Source organism: Cellulomonas sp. ES6 (assembly GCF_030053835.1).
In the GTDB taxonomy this organism is placed as follows: domain Bacteria; phylum Actinomycetota; class Actinomycetes; order Actinomycetales; family Cellulomonadaceae; genus Cellulomonas.
The window spans coordinates 640024-661723 of the sequence record NZ_CP125655.1; the positions used below are offsets into that span (position 1 = coordinate 640024).

21 protein-coding genes are annotated in these 21700 nt (G+C 76.2%); 4 read left to right on the top strand and 17 right to left on the bottom strand.

Annotated features, from left to right (window positions below; translation table 11 throughout):
- Positions 1-94 precede the first annotated feature (94 nt).
- On the bottom strand, positions 95-592 hold the full coding sequence (locus tag P9841_RS02990) for an RDD family protein (RefSeq protein ID WP_283320629.1): 498 nt from the start codon (positions 590-592) through the stop codon (positions 95-97).
- A 172-nt stretch (positions 593-764) separates the two neighbouring features.
- Between P9841_RS02990 and glnA the strand changes: the two genes are divergently transcribed.
- From glnA to P9841_RS03005, 3 genes are all read left to right on the top strand, one after another.
- Positions 765-2189, top strand: coding sequence for a type I glutamate--ammonia ligase (glnA, locus tag P9841_RS02995; RefSeq protein ID WP_283320630.1), 1425 nt, complete (start codon positions 765-767; stop codon positions 2187-2189).
- Between the two features lie 237 nt (positions 2190-2426).
- Entirely contained in the window at positions 2427-2942 is a 516-nt protein-coding gene (locus P9841_RS03000; protein ID WP_283320631.1) for a hypothetical protein, read from the top strand.
- A 146-nt stretch (positions 2943-3088) separates the two neighbouring features.
- The gene (locus P9841_RS03005) at positions 3089-4966 is read left to right on the top strand and encodes a heavy metal translocating P-type ATPase (protein ID WP_283321840.1); all 1878 of its coding nucleotides are present in this window, start codon (positions 3089-3091) and stop codon (positions 4964-4966) included.
- A gap of 27 nt (positions 4967-4993) precedes the next feature.
- On the opposite strand, the gene P9841_RS03010 is transcribed toward P9841_RS03005, so the two are convergent.
- From P9841_RS03010 to P9841_RS03055, 10 genes are all read right to left on the bottom strand, one after another.
- Positions 4994-5617, bottom strand: a complete 624-nt coding sequence (locus P9841_RS03010; protein WP_283320632.1) for a DUF1989 domain-containing protein — start codon at positions 5615-5617, stop codon at positions 4994-4996.
- 31 nt (positions 5618-5648) lie between these two features.
- Positions 5649-7190 carry a hydantoinase B/oxoprolinase family protein gene (locus tag P9841_RS03015; RefSeq protein ID WP_283320633.1) on the bottom strand — a complete coding sequence of 514 codons (1542 nt, stop codon included), beginning with the start codon at positions 7188-7190 and terminating at the stop codon, positions 5649-5651.
- 14 nt (positions 7191-7204) lie between these two features.
- Positions 7205-8107 (bottom strand): hypothetical protein, encoded by a 903-nt coding sequence (locus tag P9841_RS03020; protein ID WP_283320634.1) that lies wholly within the window; start codon positions 8105-8107, stop codon positions 7205-7207.
- The gene (locus P9841_RS03025) at positions 8104-10188 is read right to left on the bottom strand and encodes a hydantoinase/oxoprolinase family protein (protein WP_283320635.1); all 2085 of its coding nucleotides are present in this window, start codon (positions 10186-10188) and stop codon (positions 8104-8106) included. The genes P9841_RS03020 and P9841_RS03025 overlap by 4 nt, the downstream gene beginning before the upstream one ends.
- A 105-nt stretch (positions 10189-10293) precedes the next feature.
- The gene (locus P9841_RS03030) at positions 10294-11343 is read right to left on the bottom strand and encodes a hypothetical protein (RefSeq protein ID WP_283320636.1); all 1050 of its coding nucleotides are present in this window, start codon (positions 11341-11343) and stop codon (positions 10294-10296) included.
- The gene (locus P9841_RS03035; protein WP_283320637.1) at positions 11340-12188 is read right to left on the bottom strand and encodes a hypothetical protein; all 849 of its coding nucleotides are present in this window, start codon (positions 12186-12188) and stop codon (positions 11340-11342) included. Before P9841_RS03035 ends, P9841_RS03030 begins: the two co-directional genes overlap by 4 nt.
- Positions 12181-13602 carry a winged helix-turn-helix domain-containing protein gene (locus P9841_RS03040; protein WP_283320638.1) on the bottom strand — a complete coding sequence of 474 codons (1422 nt, stop codon included), beginning with the start codon at positions 13600-13602 and terminating at the stop codon, positions 12181-12183. Before P9841_RS03040 ends, P9841_RS03035 begins: the two co-directional genes overlap by 8 nt.
- 3 nt (positions 13603-13605) lie before the next feature.
- A complete protein-coding gene (locus P9841_RS03045) occupies positions 13606-14376 on the bottom strand; it encodes an amino acid ABC transporter ATP-binding protein (RefSeq protein WP_283320639.1) in 771 nt (256 codons plus the stop codon).
- Positions 14355-15272 (bottom strand): amino acid ABC transporter permease, encoded by a 918-nt coding sequence (locus P9841_RS03050; RefSeq protein WP_283320640.1) that lies wholly within the window; start codon positions 15270-15272, stop codon positions 14355-14357. Before P9841_RS03050 ends, P9841_RS03045 begins: the two co-directional genes overlap by 22 nt.
- Complete coding sequence (locus tag P9841_RS03055; protein WP_283320641.1) at positions 15272-16120, bottom strand: ABC transporter substrate-binding protein; 849 nt, start codon at positions 16118-16120, stop codon at positions 15272-15274. The genes P9841_RS03050 and P9841_RS03055 overlap by 1 nt, the downstream gene beginning before the upstream one ends.
- Before the next feature lie 341 nt (positions 16121-16461).
- On the opposite strand from P9841_RS03055, the gene P9841_RS03060 reads away from it, so the two are divergent.
- Entirely contained in the window at positions 16462-17577 is a 1116-nt protein-coding gene (locus P9841_RS03060; RefSeq protein WP_283320642.1) for a pyridoxal phosphate-dependent aminotransferase, read from the top strand.
- A gap of 12 nt (positions 17578-17589) precedes the next feature.
- On the opposite strand, the gene P9841_RS03065 is transcribed toward P9841_RS03060, so the two are convergent.
- From P9841_RS03065 to P9841_RS03090, 6 genes are all read right to left on the bottom strand, one after another.
- The gene (locus P9841_RS03065; protein WP_283320643.1) at positions 17590-17805 is read right to left on the bottom strand and encodes a hypothetical protein; all 216 of its coding nucleotides are present in this window, start codon (positions 17803-17805) and stop codon (positions 17590-17592) included.
- A 53-nt stretch (positions 17806-17858) separates the two neighbouring features.
- On the bottom strand, positions 17859-18887 hold the full coding sequence (locus tag P9841_RS03070; protein WP_283320644.1) for a zinc-binding alcohol dehydrogenase family protein: 1029 nt from the start codon (positions 18885-18887) through the stop codon (positions 17859-17861).
- A gap of 2 nt (positions 18888-18889) precedes the next feature.
- Entirely contained in the window at positions 18890-19561 is a 672-nt protein-coding gene (locus P9841_RS03075) for a GTP pyrophosphokinase (RefSeq protein WP_283320645.1), read from the bottom strand.
- Positions 19562-19569: 8 nt separating this feature from the next.
- On the bottom strand, positions 19570-20409 hold the full coding sequence (locus tag P9841_RS03080; RefSeq protein WP_283320646.1) for a universal stress protein: 840 nt from the start codon (positions 20407-20409) through the stop codon (positions 19570-19572).
- Positions 20410-20464: 55 nt separating this feature from the next.
- Entirely contained in the window at positions 20465-21313 is an 849-nt protein-coding gene (locus tag P9841_RS03085; RefSeq protein WP_283320647.1) for a universal stress protein, read from the bottom strand.
- A 127-nt stretch (positions 21314-21440) separates the two neighbouring features.
- On the bottom strand, positions 21441-21686 hold the full coding sequence (locus P9841_RS03090) for a hypothetical protein (RefSeq protein WP_283320648.1): 246 nt from the start codon (positions 21684-21686) through the stop codon (positions 21441-21443).
- Positions 21687-21700: the final 14 nt, after the last annotated feature.

Here is a 21700-nt window from a genome sequence, read left to right on the forward strand (position 1 = left end):
CCGGCGCGTCCGGCCATTCGGATCCGAACGGCAGGGCAGTGGGTGGGTGAGCAGCGGCCGGGTCAGCGGGTCAGCGGGTCAGCGGGTCAGCGGGTCAGCGGCGGACGATCGCCGTCCCCGCCGCGCGGTCGTGCAGCCCGCGGCCGTCCGCGTCCCACACGACGGCCGGGATCACCAGGCACAGCAGGACCGTGCGGACGAGGCCGAGCAGCAGGTTCGGGGGGACGTCCGGCCCGGCGTCGGGCGCGGGCCCGTCGCCGGTGTCGAGCAGCGTGCGCGGCGGCGCCACCCGGCGCACCCGGATGCCGAGCAGCCGGTGCCCCAGGGTCGTGCCGGTCGTGCCGACCAGCAGCACGTTCTCGAGCGCGAACACGGCGAGCGTCGCCCACGCCTGCGCGTCGGCCGGGAAGAACGCGAACGCGATGAGCTGGCAGACGAACCAGTCGACGACGAGCGCCACGACCCGCCGGCCCATCGGCGCCTGCGACCCACGACCCTCCGGCGGCAGCCCGAGCCGGCTCCCCCGGGCGGTGCCGGGCTGACCGGTGGGCGGGCCGGACAGCCACGACCCGACGTCCTCGCGATCGACCATGCGACCACGGTAACCGGCCCCGCACGGGGTGCCCGCACCCCCACGTCACACGGTCGCAACGCGGCACGGGGGTCACGTAACACGTCGGAAACAATCGGTACACCCGAGGGAAACTGCGCCGCCCTAGCCTCGACGTGCCCGACTGAGGGCAAGCCAACCCGAGGAGCAGCGGATGTTCAGCAAGCCAGAGGAAGTCCTGGCCTTCATCAAGAGCGAGGACGTCAAGTTCGTCGACGTCCGGTTCTGCGACCTGCCCGGCGTGATGCAGCACTTCAACGTGCCTGCCGCCTCCGTGGACGAGAGCTTCTTCGTCGAGGGCCAGATGTTCGACGGGTCCTCGATCCGCGGATTCCAGGCCATCAACGAGTCGGACATGAAGCTCATCCCGGACGTGACGACGGCCTACCTGGACCCGTTCCGCACCGAGAAGACCCTCTGCCTGAACTTCCACATCGTCGACCCGTACACCGACGAGCCCTACAGCCGTGACCCGCGTCAGGTCGCCGCCAAGGCCGAGGCGTACCTGCGGTCCACCGGCATCGCGGACACGGCGTTCTTCGCCCCCGAGGCCGAGTTCTACATCTTCGACGACGTGCGCTTCGAGACGAAGCAGAACACGTCGTACTACTCGATCGACTCCATCGAGGCCGCCTGGAACACGGGCCGCGTCGAGGAGGGTGGCAACCTCGGCCACAAGACCCCGTACAAGGGCGGCTACTTCCCGGTCCCGCCGGTCGACCACTTCGCCGACCTGCGCGACAAGATCTCGCTGCAGCTCGACGCCCTGGGCCTGCAGGTCGAGCGCGCGCACCACGAGGTCGGCACCGCCGGCCAGGCGGAGATCAACTACCGCTTCGACACGCTCGCCAAGTCGGCCGACAAGGTGCAGCTGTTCAAGTACGTCGTGAAGAACGTGGCGCACGCCGAGGGCCGCACCGCGACCTTCATGCCGAAGCCGCTGTTCGGCGACAACGGCTCGGGCATGCACGTGCACCAGTCGCTGTGGAAGGACGGCAAGCCGCTGTTCTTCGACGAGAAGGGCTACGGCGGCCTGTCCGACCTCGCCCGCTGGTACATCGGCGGCCTGCTCAAGCACGCCCCGTCGCTGCTGGCGTTCACCAACCCGACGGTGAACTCCTACCACCGCCTGGTCCCGGGCTTCGAGGCGCCGGTCAACCTGGTCTACTCGGCCCGCAACCGCTCGGCGTGCATCCGCGTCCCCGTGACCGGCTCGAACCCGAAGGCCAAGCGCATCGAGTTCCGCGTGCCGGACCCGTCGTCCAACCCGTACCTGGCCTTCGCGGCCATGCTCATGGCGGGCCTCGACGGCATCCAGAACCGCATCGAGCCGCCGGAGCCGGTCGACAAGGACCTGTACGAGCTGCCCCCGGAGGAGCACGCGCTCATCCAGCAGGTCCCGGGCTCGCTCGCCGAGGTGCTCGACAACCTCGAGGCCGACCACGACTGGCTGACCGCCGGCAACGTCTTCACGCCGGACCTCATCCAGACCTGGATCGACTACAAGCGCTCCGCCGAGGTCGACCCGATCCGGCTGCGCCCGCACCCGCACGAGTTCGAGCTGTACTACGACGTGTGATCGTCAGGTGTCACGGCTGCTCCCGTAGCGCCTGACCCGCACGACCGGAACCCCCGTCACCCTCGCGGTGGCGGGGGTTCCACTTGTCCGTCGGGCGCCGTGCGACCGGTACCACCCGCGGACGCGGCGATCCGGTGACGGTCACGCGGATCACCCTCGTGTCCCCTCCTGCGTCGGCTACAGTCGCCGAACGCCTGCTCAGCACCACGGGAAGCCCTCGTCCGGCACGGAGCCACCATGCGACACCGCCCGGGACCCACGACCCTCGCCTGCGTCGTCGTCCTGGCGCTCGTGACGTCCTGCACCACTGCGGACACCCCGACGACCGCCCAGTCACCGACCGCTCCCCCGTCCGGCAGCAGCACCGGCCGGGCGCCTGCGAGCGCGCCCGCGACGCCGGAGCGGGACGCCGCGACCTCGGAGCCGGTCGAGGACCTGTGCGCCGAGTTCCCGCCGCGAATGCCCCAGGAGGACAACCTCGAGGGGTGGTGGAACGGCACCCCGGCGGACGAGGACGGTCACGTCCAGCACGACCCCGCCCAGTGGCCCGACGTCCTGCGCGAGCACCCGGCGGTCGCGGTGCTCGACGGCGACACCGGCTCGGTCGCCTCGACCTGGGACCGGAGGACCTGCGGGCCCCTCGCCGACTCCGTCTCGCCCGTGGTCCCCGACTCCTCCACGGCCGGGACCTGGGTCGTCGTGGACTCCCTCACCGGGGAGGTCCTGGGCACCGCCGTCAAGATGCCGCGGTAGGCGCCTGCCGGGTCCGGCACGGTGGGGCCTGGGACCTCCGGCCCCGCGGGCCGCCCCGCAGCCGCACGTACCGTGGAGGGACCACCGAGGACAGCGGCCCACGGGAGGAGGCCGCGGAGGAGGCCACCGTGACGACCGCACCGGCCATGCTCCCCGCACGACCCGGGACGCCCCCGGACCGCCCGCCGCGTCGGCTGGCGTCCGCGGTGCGGCGCTACCCGCTGGTCGCCGTGACGCTCGCCGTCGGGCTGCTGACGGCGTCGCTCGGGGCCGCGGGGCAGCCCGTGGTCGCCCGGTGGGTCGGCTCGGCGTGGGCGCTGCTCGTGGCGGCGCGGCTGGCGGTCGCGATGGTGCGGGAGCTGCGCGCGGGCCGGTGGGGCGTGGACCTGCTGGCGGTGACGGCGGTGGTCGCCACGGTCGCCGTCGGCGAGACGGTCGCGGCCCTGGTCGTCGTGCTGATGCTGACCGGGGGTCAGGCGCTGGAGGACGCCGCGGCGACCCGGGCGCGCACGGAGCTGCGGGCGCTGCTGGAGCGGGCGCCCACCACCGCGCACCGCCTGGACCCGGCGGGCACGCCCGTCGACGTGCCCGTCGCGGAGCTGAGGGCCGGTGACCTGCTGCTGGTGCGGCCGGCGGAGGTGCTGCCGGTCGACGGCACGCTGGTGAGCGACGAGGCCGACCTGGACGAGTCGTCCCTCACCGGGGAGAGCCTGCCCGTGACGCACCGGGCGGGCGACCCGGTGCTGTCCGGCGCGCTCAACACCCAGCAGGCCGTGGTGGTCCGGGCGACCGCCGCCGCGGCCGACAGCCAGTACGCGCGCATCGTCGCGATGGTGCAGGAGGCCGCGGAGTCCCGCGCGCCGGTGGTGCGGCTCGCCGACCGGTACGCCGCGCCGTTCACGGTCCTGGCGCTCGCGGTGGCCGGCGCGGCCTGGTGGTGGCACGGCGACCCGACGGTGGCCGCCGCGGTGCTGGTGGTCGCGACCCCCTGCCCCCTGCTGCTGGCCGCGCCGGTGGCGTTCCTCGCCGGCATGAGCCGGGCCGCGCGCGGCGGGGTGATCGTCAAGGACGCCGGCACGCTCGAGCGCCTGGCGGCGGTCCGGGCGGTCGCGTTCGACAAGACCGGCACGCTGACGTCCGGCCGGCCGGAGCTGGTCGCCGTGCACCCCGTGCCGCCGTGGACCGCGGACGACCTGCTGGCCGCGACGGCGTCCGCGGAGCAGTACTCGTCGCACGTGCTCGCGGCGTCCGTCCTGGCGGCGGCCGCGGCCCGCGGGCTGCCGCTCGCGCCGGCGGTGGACGCCCGCGAGGAGGCGACGGCGGGCGTCACCGCGCGCACCGGCGGGCACCTGGTGGTGGTCGGCAAGCGCGCGCACGTCGCCGCGTCGGCGACCGGGGTGGTGGAGCAGCCCCTGGGGCCGGGCGAGCTCGCGGTGTACGTCGCGGTCGACGGCCGGGCCGCCGGGACCCTGGTGATGCGGGACCACCCGCGGCCCGAGGCGCGCGCGACCATGGACGCGCTCGAGGCGCTCGGCATCACGGAGCGCCTGGTGCTGAGCGGCGACGCCCCGGCGACCGTCGGGCACGTGGCCGCGGAGGTCGGCATCACCCGCGTGCACGCGCAGTGCCTGCCGCAGGACAAGGTGCGCCTGGTGCGCGACCTGCCGACGCGCCCGGTGATGATGGTCGGCGACGGCGTCAACGACGCCCCGGTGCTCGCCGCGGCGGACGTCGGCGTGGCGATGGGTGCGCGGGGCTCGACCGCGGCGAGCGAGTCGGCGGACGTCGTGGTCCTCACGGACGACCTGTCCCGGACGGTCGCGGCGGTGCGCGTCGGTCGCCGCACGGTGCGGGTGGCCCTGGAGAGCATCTGGATCGGCATGGCGCTGTCCGTGGTGCTGATGGGCGTCGCCGCGCTGGGCGCGATCCCGCCGGTGCTCGGGGCCGTGAGCCAGGAGGCCGTCGACCTGCTGGCGATCCTCAACGCCCTGCGGGCGCTGCGCCCCGGCGCCGACGAGCGGTGAGGCCCGCCGGCACCGGGACGCCGCGCGTCACTCGACGGTGACCGCCATCGGCGTCACGTGGTACGCGTTGCAGGGGTTGTGCTCCTCGGGGCAGTTGGAGAACCCGACGTACACGTCGCTGAGCACCTCCAGGACGATCCGGTCGCCCGCCGACGTGGTCGGCTCGACGATCTCCATGCGCCCGTCGGGGTGGTGGAGGATGTTCATGAACAGCGAGATGCACTGGTCCGGGTTGATGGCCGTGACGTCCAGGCCCAGCTCCTCCCAGTCCCCGATGAGGTTGTCGAGGCAGCCCCACGTCTCCTCGACGCCGTACCGGATGGCGTTGGAGTACCGGGTGCAGTAGCCGCCGGTCATGTTGTGCGTGCCGTTGTCGTCGTGCACGACGCGGAACATCGGGCGGCACCGGTCGGAGTAGATGGTGTAGCCCTGCTTCAGGTCCCACTTGCCGGACGAGACGCGGGTGAACATGGCGGACAGCCGCTCGTCCGGGTCGTCGACCATCGAGGCGATGAAGTCCATCACCTGCTGGCCCTCCAGGTCGGTGACGGTGACGCGCTGCCCCGCGCGGAGCTTGAGCGCGAGCCGGCCCTTGGGCGGCAGGACGGTGCTGCCGGGGACGGCCCAGTCGGCGGTCGTGGTGGTGGTCATGTCGGAGGTCCTCTCGGTTCGGGGGGCGGGGTCAGGCGGCGCCGTAGCCGCCACCGCCGGGGGTGCGCAGCAGGATCCGCGAGCCGGGCTGCAGGGCGGTCCTGCCCTTGGGGGCGGCCACGTCGACGTCGTCCACGCGCAGCAGGCCGGTGGCGCCGTCCTGCCCGCCCGCCAGGCCGGGGGCGGCGTGCTCGATGCGCTCGGTGAGGAACACGATGTCCAGCGGCTCGTCGTGCACGGACCGCACGACCACCTCCTGCCCCTCGCCGCCGGTCCACCGCCCGGCGCCGCCGGAGCCGCGGACGATCCGCTTGGCCTCGACGAGCACCGGAACCTGCGACTCGACGACCTCGACGGGGGTGTTCGAGACGTTCGACGGGGTGGACAGCGTCGCGTAGCCGTCCTGGCCCTGCGAGGCGCCCTGGCCGCCGTTGAAGCACAGCAGCGACGCGAACGGGCCGTCCGCCGCCTCACCGCGGATGCCGACCACCCAGAACGGGGTGCCGGCGGCGGCCGACACCCGGGTGGGCAGCGGGCCGAGCAGCGCGCGGGACAGGACCGCCGGGATGGCGTGCGCCGGGAAGTTGGCCGACACCGCGGCCGTCTTCGTCGGCTTGAGCAGGGAGCCCTCGGGCACCCGGATGGTGACGGGACGCAGGGCGCCCTCGTTGTTCGGCACGTCGGGCGCGAGCAGGCACGCCAGCCCGTACCGGGTGTACCCGTAGGTCGGGGACGCGGAGTTGATGCCGAACCGCGACTGCGGGGACGTCCCGGCGTAGTCGACCACCAGCTCGTCGCCGGCGACGTCCACGGTGACGTGGATCGTCTTGGGCTCCTCGAACCCGTCGAGGTCGACCGACGCCGTGTACCGGCCGTCGGGGATCGCGGCGATGGAGCGACGCACGGCGCGCTCGGTGGCGCCGCAGATGTGCTCGGCGGCCTCCCGCAGGTCGAGGTCGGGGTCGGCGTCGAGCATGGCCTGCAGCCGCCGCTCCCCCAGCGCGTTCGCCGCGACCAGGGCGTCGACGTCGCCGAGCACCTGCCCGGGCACGCGGACGTTGCGCGCGAGGATGCGGCGCACCAGGGCGTTCGGCACGCCCTCCTCGACGAGCTTCACCGGCGGCAGGCAGAAGCCCTCCTCGTACACGTCCTGCGCGAAGGCGCCCTCGGACGTGCCGCCGATGTCGGACAGGTGGCAGATGCTCGCCACGTAGGCCACGATCTCGCCGTCGCGGAACACGGGCGTGACCGCCGTGAGGTCGGGCAGGTGGGTGTTGCCGAACCACGGGTCGTTGGTGGCGACCACGTCGCCCGGCCGCAGGTTCTGCTTGCCGAGCTCGGCCACCATCGCGGTCGCGGTGCCCGCCACCGTGCCGGTGAACACCGGCACCGACCGGCCGTACTCCACCAGCAGCGTGCCGTCGGCGGTCAGCACCGCGCAGGCCAGGTCGTTGGACTCCCGCACCACGGAGGAGAACGCGGTGCGCAGCAGCACCGCGGCCATCTCGTCCGCGACGGAGATGAGGCGCTGCCACACGATCTGCAGCGACGCGGCGTCCCAGGTCGTCGTCATGGGGGTCTCCTTCATCAGAACTCGGGCTGGTCGGACGCGACCGCCTCGGGGAGCAGGCGCCGCAGCACCTGGTCGTCGAGGAGGATCTGGCGGGCGACCGCGGCGAGCTCGCGCTCGGTGGGGGCGGTCTCGGCGAAGTCCTGCGCGGCGTTCCCGGACTTCAGGTAGACCGGTGCGCCCACGCGCACCAGCTCGGGGACGTCGTAGCCGCGCAGGAACCCGCCGGTCTGGCGCGGGTTGTCGGTGTGGAGGTCGAGCGGCACGGGCGTCGCGGCGCGCACCGCGGCGACCATCCGCACGTCGAGGTCGCGCTGGAGGTTGACGGAGTCCGCGCCCGCCTCGGCGAGCAGCAGCGCGTGCGCGGGGTTGGCCGCGCCCATGTTGGACGACGCCTTGAGCCGCAGGTCCGCCGGCAGCTCGCCGGCGGCGCGCAGCCGGTGCAGCACCAGCAGCAGCCCCTCGTCGAACACGAGGAACCCGCGCACGCCCAGGTCGACGGCGTGCGCGACGTCCTCCAGCCCCTGCGCGAGGTGGTCGGCGCCGCGCAGCCGGTACGCGCTGGCCGCGGCGACCGCGCTCGACGCGAGCTTCTGCCCGCCCACGTCGTGCAGCCCGCGCGGCCCGACGGCCATCCGCAGCTGGATGCCGCGCTCGCGCGCCACGGCGACGAGGTCGGTCACCTCGGCGTCCAGGTACCGCATCGTGCCGACGGTGTTCGTCACCTGGTGCAGCCGCACGCCGCCGGCGGCCAGCAGGTCGTGCAGCCGCGCGGTCGACGGGGCGTCCAGGGCGCCGGCGACCTCCCACTTGTAGTGCCCGCCGTCGGCGAACCGCCCGGTGCTGGTCGCCGGGACGGCCGGGTCCTCGCCGGGCAGGCCGAGGCCGGTCAGCCACGCGCGGGCGCGCTCCGGGCTCATGCGCCCACCTCCGCCAGCGGCACCTGCACGGCGGGCAGGTCGATGCGGATGTGCAGGTTGCCGTCCTCGTCGAGCCGCGCCTCGTCCCCGGGGCCGATCACCGCGGTCGACTCGGGGAGCTGGAGCACCGCCGGCCCGGTGACCGCGAAGCCGGGACGCTGCTCGAGCATCCGCAGCACCGGCGCCTCCACCGGGCCGGTCTCCGGGAACCAGACCGTGCGGCTGCGGGCCGGCGCGGGGCCGTCCGCGGCCGGCGGGACGGTGCGGACCAGCTCCGGCTGCTCGAACGCGCCGTACACCCGCACGCGCCACGTCACGACCTCCGCGCGGTCGTAGTCCGGCCGGGTGCCGTACACCCGCTCGTACTCGGTGCCGAACGCCGCCAGGTACTCCGCCGGCCCGTCACCGTCGGCCACGGGCACCTCGATCTCGAAGCCCTGCCCGACGAACCGCATGTCCACGAACCGCTCGACGCGGTCCACCGGCTGGGCGAGCTCGGCGGCGGCCTGCGCGACCAGGCCGTCGTACAGGTCGGCGACCGTGCCCGGCTGCCAGGCGGCGAGCTCGGTCAGGTGCGTGCGGGACACCTCGACCATGGGCGGCGCCACCAGCAGCCCGGTCGCGGACAGCACACCGGCCGCGGACGGGATGACCACCTCGCGCAGCCCCAGCGTGCGGGCCACCCGCGCGGCGTGCACCGGCGCGGCACCGCCGAACGCCAGCATCGTGAACGTCCGGGGGTCGTGCCCGCGCTCGGTCGCGTGCACCTGCATGGCCAGCGCCATGTGCTCGTCGACCACCCGCACGACGCCCGCGGCCGCGGCGAGCGGGTCGTCGCCGAACGCGGCCCCGAGGTGCTCGACCATCGCGCGGCGCGACGCCTCGACGTCCAGCGACATCCGGCCGCCGAGGAAGTAGTCCGGGTCCAGGTACCCCAGCACGATGTCCGCGTCGGTGACCGTCGGGCGGTCCCCGCCGAGGCCGTACCCCGCGGGGCCCGGGCGGGAGCCCGCGGAGTGCGGCCCGACCTTGAGCAGCCCCAGGTCGTCGAGCGCCGCGATGGAGCCGCCGCCCGCCCCGATCTCCAGCATGTCGACCACCGGCATGCTGACCGGCAGCCCGGACCCGGCCTTCAGGCGGTGCACCCGGCCGACCTCGAACCCGTGGTGGACGGTCGGGCGTCCTCCCTCGATGAGGCAGACCTTGGCGGTGGTCCCGCCCATGTCGAACGCGATGAGACGGTCCAGCCCCAGCCGGCGGCCCACGTACGCGGCGCCGATCGCGCCGGCCGCCGGGCCCGACTCCAGCAGGCGCAGCGGGTGCTCGCGGGCGGTCGGGGTGGAGATCACGCCGCCGTTCGACTGCATGAGCACCAGCGGCTGGTCGATGCCGAGCCGGCCGACGGCGCGCTCGATGTCGGCGAAGTGCTCCCCCGCGACCGGGCGGACGTACGCGTTGGCGAGCGTCGTGACCGTGCGCTCGTACTCCCGGATCACCGGCACCAGGTGGCCGGACAGCGTGACCGGCACGCCGGGCAGCCGGTCCGCGAGCACCTTGCCCACCGCCTCCTCGTGCGCCGCGCTGGCGTAGGAGTGCAGCAGGCACACCGCCACGGACTCCACGCCGAGCTCCGCGAGCCGGTCCGCGATGCGGGCCACCTCGTCCAGGTCGAGCGGGGTGGCGACCGAGCCGTCGGCGCGCAGCCGCTCGGTGACCTCGAACCGCTGCGCCACGGGCACCAGCGGCTCCGGGAGCTTCAGCTGGGCGTCGTACAGGTCGTACCGCCACTCGCGGCCGATCTCGAGGGTGTCCCCGAAGCCGCGGGTGGTCAGCAGGGCGGTGTCGGCGCCGCGGCGCTCGATCAGCGCGTTGGTCACGAGGGTGGTGGCGCCGACGACGGAGTCGCCGACGGCGTCCGCCCCGGTGCCCGCCGCGTCGAGCACCTGGCGGATGCCCTGCTCGATGGCGCGGCTGAAGTCGTCGTAGGTGGTCAGGCACTTGCCCAGCCAGGCACGGCCGGACACGTCGTCCAGCAGCACCAGGTCGGTGAAGGTGCCGCCGATGTCGAAGCTCACTCGCACGGGTCGCTCCTCGCGGAGGTCGAAGGGGTCAGGGGGCGGGTGCGGGGCGGTCCGTCGGCGGGCGGGGAGGCACGAGCAGCACGGGCTGGCGGTCCGGGACGTGGCTCACGCGACCACCACCGGGTAGGCCAGGACCGGCAGGACGAGGCCGAGCTGGCCGCCGCGCTGCGTGCGGGCGAGGGCGGTCAGCCCCCGCGGCGCGGCCGCGCGCAGGGCCGCGTCGAACCCGACGCCCGCGGCGGCGCCGAGCAGCGCGGCCGACGCGAGCGCCCCGGCGAGGTGGCCGGCGTGCAGCGCCACCGCCTCCCCCGCGGCGCCCGCCACGGCGGCGGCCAGCGCGAGGGCGTGCACCCGCCGGGCGGGCAGGCCGCCGAGCAGCAGCCGGGCACCGCCGGCGCTCAGCATGACCAGGCCCGTGGTCGCGCCCGCGACGGTCGCCGCTCCCCCGGCCAGCGCGGCCACGACGCCCGGGAGGGTCGACGAGAACAGGCCGAGGACGCCGGTGCAGGCGAAGGCCAGCAGGGCGGGCAGCGTCGCCGCCTGGACGCGGACCGCCGAGGACACCGCCACCGGCGAGGACGCCCCGACCGCCCCGACGACCCCGGCCACCTCGACCCGCCGCACGAGCACCGCCGCCGCGGGCAGCAGCACCAGGCCGACGCCGAGCACCGCGGGCCGCGTCCACCCGGCGGCGGCGAGGCCGCCCGCGAGGAGCGCCCCGGCGCCGACCGCGCCCAGCACCGCGGCCGTCGCGACCGCCGTCCCGCGCGGGTGCCGCGCGAGCCCCGCGGTCGCCAGCGGCGTGAGCGCCCCGAGCGCGAGCCCCGTGACGACCCGCCCGGCGAGCAGCAGCGCGAACCCGCCGGGCGCGGGCGCGGCGACGAGCAGCAGCGCGCCGGCGGTGTCCAGGAGCAGCAGCGCCGCGACGACCCGCCCGGTGGCCGCCCCGGACGCCCGCGCCGCGGTCCGCGGCCGGGCGACCACCGTCATGGCCGCGACCTGCGCGACCCCGTGGGCGGCGAACAGCACCGCGGCGGTCCACCGGGAGCCGGTCTGCTCCTGCACGAGGTGGTACCAGGCCGACGGGAACGCCGAGTACGCGCCGGCGGCGGCGAGCGCCAGGGCGAGCCGGGTGGTGCCGGTGGTGCCCGTCACGGCCGCACCCCCGGCAGGCACGCGGCCAGCGCGACGTCGCAGACGGCGGAGCCCGCGACGTCGAGCAGCACCGGTCCGCGCGGCCGCTCGACGAGCCCGGCGAGCAGGCGCGGCACCGCGGGTGCCTCGGCGCCCGGCCGCACCTGGTCGTCCAGCACCGGCACGCCCGGCGGCCGGTGCCACGTGCGGGCGCCGTCCAGCGCGACGACGGTCGCGTCCGGCGCGAGCGCCGCCAGGTCCGCGACGGGCGCGTCCGCGCCGGTCGCGGAGAACGCCCAGTCCGCGCCGGCCAGCACCGCCGTGTCCGTCCCGACCCGCAGGTCCGCCACGCGGGGCGCCAGCTCGGCGTGCAGCGAGCGCGCCGACGCCGCCGTCCGCACGAGCACGCGCACGGCCGCCGTCGGCTCCGCGGCGAGCACCGCGTCGAGCACCGCGCGGTTCGTGGACCCGCAGCCGACCAGCGCGACCGCGCCCGGCGGCCGGGTGGCCGCGGCACGGGCCACCGCGACGGCCGTCGCCGCCGTGCGCACCCGCGTGAACGCCATGCCGGTGACGACGGCGAGCGGGGTGCCGTCCGACGCGTCGGACACGACCACGGTCGAGGTGGACGTCCCCGGCCGGCCCGGCGCGCCCGGGGCGTACGAGGCCCACTTGGCGGCGGCCAGCCCCAGCCGCGGCACGACGCCGGCCAGCGAGAGGAAGAACGCACCAGGCCCGGTGGGCAGCACGGCCTTCGGCGCCTGCGACGCCGCCCCGGTGCCCAGGTCGGCCAGGCAGCGCGCGACCTCCGCGACCACCGCGGGCAGGCTCACGCGGGCCACGTCCGCGTCCGTCAGCTCACGCACCCGTCGCCTCCCGTCCCGCTCGCGCGCCACCGCCGGGGTCGGCCCCCGGCAGCACGTCCGGTGCGCCACCGGCCCCGGCGTCCAGCGCCGCGTCGCGGGTGCGGGCCTCGACGGCCAGCGCGACGACGGCGGCGACGGTCCGCAGGTACGCGGACCGGGCGGGCGGGAACGCCCGGGGCGCGCGGCTGACGAACGCGAGGTCCCCCCACACGCGGCCGTGCACGTGCAGCGGGAACATCACGCACGCGTGCAGGTCCTCCGCGGTGGACATCCGGGCGGTCACCGGGAACCGCTTGGACAGCCGCGTCATGTCGGACATCTGCACGACCTCGCCGCGGGCGTACACCTGCGAGCCCATGAACCCCTCGCTGATGGGGTGCCCGGTCGCGATGGACTGCCGCCACCGCGCGGACATCCCCGCCGACGCCACCAGCCGCGAGACGCCGCGGCCGGCGTCGTCGACGTCGAGCCGGAACACCGTCGCCGCGTCCCCGAAGCCCCGCGTCACGGCCCACTGCACGACCGTCTCGGCGATGGTCGCCGGGTCCTGCGCGGCCGGCAGCGTGTCGATCAGCGCCTGCAGCGCGTCCGCCTGCGCGTTGAGCACCGCGATCGCCTGCCGCAGCCGCTCCTCGCTGCGGTCCTCGCCGAGCTCGGCGACGGGCTGGAGGAACTGGTAGCCGAGGCCGCGCGCGGACCCGATCCACCGCGGCGCGCGCGGCGGGTCGCCGATCTTGCGCCGCAGCCGGCCGACGTGGATCCGCAGGGTGTTGCGGACGTCGCCGTGCCGCCACCCCCACACCTGCTGGGCGATCTCGTGGTGCCCCGCCACCTGCTGGGCGCGCCCCATGAGGTAGGCCAGCAGGTCGAACTCGGTCTGGCTGAGCGGCACCGGCTCGTCGTCGAGCAGGCAGCGCCGGGCCTGCAGGTCCACCCGCATCGGGCCGGCCTGCAACCACCGCACCTGCAGCAGCGCGTCACCGGCGGCGCTGCGGCCCAGCGCCGTGAGCCGCGCCACCACCTCGCGGGCCCCGGCGCGGGGCTCGACCACCAGGTTCGCGCCCGCCCCCAGGAGCGTGAGCTCCTCGTCGGCGGTGACATCGGTGGCGACCACGGCGAGCGGGAACGAGCCGGCCCTCCGCAGCTGCCGCACGGCCTGGTGCACCCACGCGAACGTGCTGCCCCCGACCAGCACGATCCGGGTGTCGCGGACGGACGCGACGTGCGCCGCGCGCGTGATGTCGTCGTGCACCGCCGTCGGCCACTCCGCGCGCCCCGCCCGCCCGCGCAGCCGGGACGCGGGCGACCCCGGCTCCGCGCACAGCACGGCCGGGCTGAGCACCGCGAGGTCCTGCGGGGTCAGCGCGCGGCCGAGGCCGGCCTCGAGCGGCGTCGGGGACGTGGCGACCACCACGGCTCAGAGCACCTTCGACAGGAAGGAGCGGGTGCGCTCGTGGGCCGGCGCGCCGAGCACCTGCGCGGGGGCGCCCTGCTCGACGACCAGGCCGTCCGCCATGAAGGCGACCTGCGAGGCGACCTCGCGGGCGAACGCCATCTCGTGCGTGACGACGATCATCGTCATGCCGTCGGCGGCGAGCCCGCGCATCACGTCGAGCACCTCGCCGACGAGCTCCGGGTCCAGGGCGGACGTCGGCTCGTCGAACAGCATGAGCCCGGGCCGCATCGCCAGGCCGCGCGCGATGGCGACGCGCTGCTGCTGGCCGCCCGACAGGCTGCGCGGGTAGGCGTCGGCCTTCTCGGCCATCCCGACGCGCGTCAGCAGGTCCATCGCGGTCGAGACCGCGGCGTCCCGCGAGTACCGCCGCACCCGCATCGGCGCCTCGATGACGTTCTGCAGCACGGTCAGGTGCGGGAACAGGTTGAAGTGCTGGAACACCATGCCGATGTCGGCGCGCTGCGCGTGCACCGCCTTCGGGGACAGCTCGTGCAGCCGGCCCCCGCGCTCCTCCATGCCGATGAGCCGGCCGTCGACCACCACCCGGCCCGCGTCGGGCCGCTCCAGGTGGTTGATGCAGCGCAGCAGCGTCGACTTGCCGGAGCCGGAGGCGCCGATCAGGCACAGCACCTCGCCGGCGCGCACGTCGAGGTCGACGCCGCGCAGCACCTCGTGGGAGCCGAACCGCTTGCGCAGCTCGCGCACCTGCACTAGCGCCTGGGGAGCAGCCACCGGGCCCACCTTCCGTTGCGGGTGACGTCGTCCGGGGTCCGGCGGAAGCCGGCGCCGAGCCGGGCCTCGACGCGGGACTCCACCGCCGTCAGGGCGGTGACCACGGCGAGGTACCAGAGGCACACGACGATGAGGACGGGGATGGTCTCGTACGTGCGGGCGTAGATGAGCTGACCGGCGTACAGCAGCTCCGGCAGCGCGATCACCGACACGACGGACGAGTACTTGAGCAGGCCGATGGCCTCGTTGGCGGCCGGCGGGACGATGACGCGCAGCGCCTGCGGCAGCACGATCCGGCGGAACGTGTCGAGGCGGCCGAGCCCGAGCGCGTGCGCGGCCTCCGTCTGCCCCTTGTCGACCGAGATGATCCCGGAGCGGATGATCTCGCCGAGGTACGCGGCCTCGTTGAGCGCGAGGCCGAGGATCGCGGCCGTCCACGGGGTGATGAGGTCGTTGGTGCTCGCCGACCACAGCGTGGGGCCGAACGGCACCCCGATGCTCACCGTCGGGACCAGGATCGCCAGGTTGTACCAGAGGATCAGCTGCACCAGCACGGGCGTGCCGCGGAAGAACCAGACGTACGCCCCCGCGGTGCCGCGCAGCAGCGGGCTGGTCGACAGCCGCATGGTCGCGAGCACCAGGCCGAGCGCCGCGGCGATGACCGTGCCGATGAGCGTGAGGAGCAGCGTCGTGCGCAGGCCGGCGAGGATGCGCGGGTCGAACAGGTACCGGGCGACGACGTCCCACTGGTAGTTCGGGTTCGTGACGAAGGACGAGACCACCGCGACCGCGAGCACCGCGACCACGGCCATGCCCACCCAGCGCCACGGCCTGGGCCGCGGGACGACGACGTTGTCGGCGCCCCGCGGCGCCAGGGTGAGGTCCGGGCGCGTCATCAGAACGGCGACCCGTTGACGATCGGCTCGTCCAGGGCCCGGGACGGGATGCCCCAGTCCTCGAGGATCGCGGTGTAGGTGCCGTCGGCCATGATCGCCGCGAAGGCCTCCTCCACCTGGGCGGTGAGCTCGCTGTCCTTCGGGAACGCCGCCGCGAAGTAGCCCTCGTTGAGGTAGCCGCCGGACGTCTTCAGGTCCTCGGGGCTCTGGGACAGGATGTACGCGTTCGCGGCCGAGTCGTTCGGCGTGACGTCGATGCGACCGGACTTCAGGGCCAGCACCGTCGCGTCGAGGTCGGCGAACTCGTTGACGGTGATCGCCGGGTCGCCCGCGTCCGTGCACGCGGTCGAGGCGTCGGCGAGCAGGCCGGCCTCCAGCGCGCCGCCGGGGATGCCGACGACCTCGCCGCACAGGTCGTCCATGGACGCCACGTCGCGGAAGTCCGAGCGGGTCAGGAAGTTGTTCTCCGCGAGCAGGTAGTCGACGAAGTCGACCGTCTGCTGCCGCTCCTTGGTGTCGAACATGCCCGTGAGCGCCATGTCGTACCGGCCGGACGCCAGGCCCGGGATGATCGTGTCGAACCCGGCGCTGGTCATCTCGACCGGCCGGCCGAGCTGCTCGGACAGCGCGGCGGCCAGGTCGACGTTGATGCCCTCCCAGGTCGAGCCGTCCTCGCCGAGGAAGTTGTACGGCAGCAGGGAGGGGTCGGCGGCGGCGACGACCGGGTCGCCGCCGGCGCTCGACGAGGGGGTGTCGCCGGTCGCGTCGGCGGAGCCGGAGCAGGCCGAGAGGCCGAGCACCAGCGCCGAGGCGCCGGCCACGAGGAACCGCGTGCGGGAGGTGCGCATGGGGACTCCGTTCGGGGCGGGTCGAGGATCAGGTGGGGGGAGAGATCCCGGCACCGGGCGCCGTCCGCAGGGGGTCGGCCGGTGCCCGGGGTGCCGTGGTGACCATGAGACGGACCGGGTGTTACAGCCGCGTGACGCTGGACGGTCCGCGCGGTTTCGACCCCGCGGAACCGACACGTTCCCGACACGGAGGGCTTCCTACGATGGCCGGGACGCCCCTCCTCGCGGTCGGGCCGACATGTTCCCGACGCACGAGAGGCCCCTCGGTGCCCCCGACTCCCCCGACGCCGCCCGCCCCGACGCAGCCCCCCTCGCCCGCCGCGGGGGACGCGGTCGCCCGCATGATGGCCACCGAGACCGCCCCGGACGAGGTGGACCTCTCGATCGGCGAGCCGGACCAGCCGCTGCCCGGGGTCCTCGTGGAGGCGGCGGTCGCGAGCCTGCGCGCCGGGCGCACCGGCTACACGCCGAAGCTCGGCCTCAGCGACCTGCGGGCGCTGGTCGCCGAGGACGTCGAGGCCGGCACCGGGTTCCGCCCCGACCCCGCCGACGTCGTCATCACCGTGGGAGGGACCGGTGCCGTCGCGGTCGCCCTGGCGGCGACGTGCGCGCCCGGGGGTGCGGCCGTGGTGCCCGACCCCGCCTGGCCCAACTACCGGGTGCTCGCCGACCGTCTGGGGATCGCGGTGCTGCCCTACCGGCAGGGCCCGTCCGGCGACGCGTTCGCCGACCTGGACGCCGTGGAGGCGGGGCTGCGCGCGGGCGCCCGCCTGGTGGTCGTGAACTCCCCGAGCAACCCCACGGGCGCGGTGGCGTCGTCCGCGGCGCTGCGGGACGTCGTCGCGCTGGCGCGGGAGCACGACGCGTTCGTGCTGTCCGACGAGGCCTACGAGGCCGTCGTGTTCGCGGGCGGCCGCGCCCCGTCACCGCTCGCGGACGGCGGCCACGACCGCACGCTCGCGGCCCGGACCTTCTCCAAGACGTGGTCGATGACGGGCCTGCGGGTCGGCGCCCTCGTGGCACCCCCGGCCCTGCGGGAGGCCGTCGCCGCGCTGCACGGCACCACGGCGGGCTGCGCACCGGTCACGGCCCAGCTCGTCGCCGCCGAGGCGCTGCGGTCGCTGCCCGGCCGCGGCGCCGAGCTCGCAGCCGTCTACCGGGCGCGGTCCGAGCGCGCGGTCCGCCTGCTCGGGCCGTGGGCGCCGCAGGAGCCGGTCGCCGCGCTCGGCGGGTTCTACCTGTGGGTGGACGCCCGGCGCACCGGTCGCACCAGCGCCGAGCTCGTCGCCGCCCTGCGGGGCCACGGCGTCGTCACCTCGGCCGGCACCGTGTACACCGCGCAGGACGGCTACGTGCGGCTCGCGCTCACCGCGCCGGACGACGTCCTGGACGCGGCCCTCGCGACGACCCGGCGGACGCTCGACGCGCTCGCCGCCGAGGCTCCGGCGCCGCGCTGACGGCGACGCCGCTCAGCCGGCGAGCCGCACCAGCGCGCCGAGCGCGGCCGTCGCGGCGACGCCGGCCACGGTCCAGGCGACCATGCTCCCCGCCACCCAGCCGGTCAGCCGGGCGCGGCTGCCGGGCGCCCACAGCGGCGCGGGCTCGTCGCGCAGGTGGTCCAGGGCGTCGCGGACCGCGCGCAGCGGGGTGGTGGTACGGGCGGCGGTGGGCGTGACGGTGCTCATGGTGCTCTCCTCGTGGGTGGGCGGGTCGTGCAGGGGGCCGGGGTCACCGGCCGTCACCAGGATGCCCGCGCCCGGACGCCGCCGGGTGGGCTCTTCGGCCCGGGCAGCAGCACCGCGGCGCCCGCGAACCGCCCCGCGCGCAGGTCGGCGAGCGCCGCGTCGGCGCGGTCGAGCGGGTACGGCACGGCGTGCACGCGGACGCCGGCCCGGACGGCCTCCGCGAGGAACGCCCGGCCGTCCTCGCGAGTGTTCGCCTCGACCGACCGCAGGGTGCGCTCGTGGAACAGGTGGCGCCGGTAGTCGAGCGGCGGCACGTCGCTGAGGTGGATGCCGGCGACGGCCACCGTGCCGCCGGGCCGCACGGCCGCGAGCGCCACCGGCACGATCTCCCCGGCCGGTGCGAACACGATCGCGGCGTCGAGCGGCTCCGGCGGGGCGTCGGTCGCGCCGCCCGCGGACGCGCAGCCCAGCTCGAGCGCGAGGCGGCGGGCGTCCGCCCCGCGTGTCAGGACGTGCACCCGGGCGCCGCGGGCGAGCGCGACCTGGGCGGTCAGGTGCGCCGAGCCGCCGAACCCGTACAGGCCGAGCACGCCGCCGGCGGGCAGCTCCGCGCGGGACAGGGCCCGGAACCCGATGATCCCGGCGCACAGCAGCGGCGCGTGCGTGGCCGGGTCGAGCTGCTCGGGCCAGTGGTAGGCGTAGGCGGCGGGCACGGTCGCGTACGGGGCGTACCCGCCGTCGGCGTCCCACCCGGTGTAGCGCGAGGCCCGGCAGAGGTTCTCGCGTCCGGCGCGGCAGTCGGCGCACGTGCCGCAGGTGTGCCGCAGCCAGGCGATGCCGGCCGCGTCCCCGGTCGCCCACCCGGAGACGTCGGGTGCGGCGTCCACGACGCGCCCCACGGCCTCGTGCCCGGGGACGACGGCCGGGCGGTGGGGCGGCAGGTCGCCGTCGAGGACGTGCAGGTCGGTGCGGCAGACGCCGCACGCCTCGACGCGCACGAGCAGCTCCCCCGGACCCGGCGCGGGCACCGGGCGCTCGACGCGTGCGAGCACGCCGGCCGGCCGCACCTCCCACGCCAGCACGGTCACTCCCCTCCCCGGGCGGCGACGTCCGCGCGGATCCGGTCGAGCTGGCGGTCGAGCCGGTCGGCACGGTCGGCCGCCGACCGCAGCCGCGCCCGCAGGTCCTCCGGGGCGTGGTCGTCCAGCGACCGCCGGACCGCGTCCCACGCGTCCATGACCGCCGTGAGGACCTGGACCTCCACGGTGCGGGTCCCGGGGCCGCCCGGCAGCGCGACCGGCACCGCGAGCACGGCGTGCAGGGCGCGGCAGCCGGACGCCGGCGGGTGGGCGAGGTGGTCGTCGACCGCCAGCAGGCCCGCGCCGGGCCCCGCGAGCAGCGCGCCGAGCACCGGCCGCAGGTCGCCGCGCGACGTGCACACGAGCCGGACCCCCGCGACGTCCGTGACCCCGCGCCGCAGCGCGCCCGGCGACGGCTCCGGGCCCCGGCGCAGGGCGGCGGCGACGATGCTCTCCGGGCTGCGCACCCACCACGCGACCCGCTCCACCGGGTCCGTGCCGTGCAGCTCGACGAGCCGGGCGCGGACCGCGGCGACGCGCCGGAGCGTCTCGTCCACGGCCAGCCGGGCGTCGGAGCGCAGCAGCGCGACCTCGCCCCGCAGGCGCAGCGAGGCGGCGGGGTCGGGCGCCGCCGGGCCCGTCGCGCGCTCCGCACCGGCGGACGCGGGGCGGTCCACCGGGCACCTCAGCCGCGCTCGACCAGCACGGGGCACGGGGAGTGCAGGACCACCGCGTGGCTCGTCGAGCCGAGCAGCATCCGCGAGACGCCGTGCAGCCCGCGGCTGCCGACCACCAGGAGCCGCGCGCTGTCGGCGGCGGCGAGCAGCGCGCCGGCCGGGTCGGTCTCGACGAGCCGCCGCCGGACCTCCAGGCCCGGGTGCTCCTCCTCGAGCCCCGCCGACGCCGCCTCCAGCACGGCGCGGGCGTGCGCGTGCGTCGCGGACCCGAGGTCCGGCGGCACGCGGACCGCCCACAGCACCGAGGCCTCCTGCCAGGCGTGCACGACGTCGAGCACGCCGCCGGTGCGCGCCGCCTCGACCGCCGCCGCGCGGACCGCGGCGGCGCTCTCGGCCGAGCCGTCGGTCCCGACCACCACGCGGTCGGCGGCGGGGCGGGTCAGCGGGGGCACCACGGCGACGGGGCACTGCGCGCCCGCGACCACCTGGTAGGCCAGGGAGCCGGAGAACACGCGCTGGGTGGGTCCGAGCCGCCGCGTGCCGACCACGACCAGGGCGGCGCCCGCCGAGCGCTCCGTGAGGCTGCGCGCGGGGGTCTCGAGGTCGATCTCGGTGCGCGCCTTCAGGTCGGGGACCGCGGCGCACACGCGCTCCGCCTCCCGCTCGAGCATCTCCCGGACGCCCGCGCGCACGGCCTCCTCCCAGACCTCGCCGTAGCCGGCGCGCGGCCGGCCCACGGCGTGGACGAGCACCAGCTCGGCCCCGCGCGCCGCTGCCTGCTCCCCTGCCCAGTGCACCGCGCGCTCGCTCGACAGCGTGCCCGCGACCCCGACGACGACCTCGGTCATGATGCCTCTCCCCTCGATGCGGGACGTGCGCCCCGGTGCCGCCCCGGCGGACGGCTCAGTGCGACCGGACGACCAGGACGGGGCACGGCGCGTGCAGCACCAGCGCGTGGCTCACCGAGCCGAGCAGCATCCGCGCCACGCCGCCGCGCCCGTGGCTGCCGACCACCACGAGACGGGCGGTGGCGCAGGTCGCGAGCAGCGCGGCGGCGGCGTCCGCCTGCACGAGCGTGCGCTCGACCTCCAGGTCGGGGTACATCTCCCCGAGCCCCGCGGTGGACTCCCCGAGCACGACGCGCTCCTCGTCCTGCACCGCCGACGGCAGCTCGGGCGGCACCCAGCCCACGGACGCCAGCACCGCGGGCTCCTGCCAGGCGTGCACGACCTGGAGCGAGGCCCCGACCCGGTCGGCCTCCTGCGCGGCGGCGGCCACGGCGGCGACGCTGTCGCGGGAGCCGTCGACACCGACGACGACGCGGTTCTCCGGGACGCGCAGGGACGGCGGGACGACCGCCACCGGGCAGTGCGAGCCCGCGACCACCTGGTACGCGAAGGAGCCGGAGTACACGCGGTGCGCGGCGGTGGTGCGGCGGGTGCCGACGACGAGCAGCCGCGCGGTGCCCGACCGGCGGGTCAGCGCCCGGCCGGGGGTCTCCAGGTCGATCTCCGTGCGCACCGTCAGGCCCGGGTGGTCCTGCGTGGCGACCTCGACCTCGTGCGCGAGCATCCGCTGCACGCCGGCCCCGACCGCGTCGTCCCACACGCTCTCGAACCCGCTCACCGGCAGCCCCAGGGCGTGGACGACCACGAGCGTCGCCCCGCGGGCCCGCGCCGCGTCCGCGGCCCACCGGACCGCCTGCTCGCTCGACGGCGTGCCCGCGACGCCCACGACGACCTCGCCGCTCATCGGGTGCTCCCTCCTCCGGGGCGCGGGCACGACGACCCGGCCGACGGACCCACGGTCCCGCCCGGGAGCCGGGACCGCCCAGGGCCGAACGACCCCGCGCCCCGCCGCAGCCGACCCTCGGGCGCCGTCAGCCGTGCGAGGACAGCACGCGGGCCAGGCCCGTGCCGTGCACGCCGGGGTACTCGACCGAGATCACGTAGTCCCGGCCCCCGGCGCGACGCTGCGCCCACCCCTGCACCTCCAGCACGTCACGCGCCTCGAAGACGCGGTGCACCTCGCCGGAGGGCCGGCCGTGCGCGACGAAGTCGACGCGGTAGACGGGCTGGTCGTCGTCCTCGGCGGCGTGCCGGGGATCCCGGGGAAGCGTGCGCACGGCGGTGTCCTCTC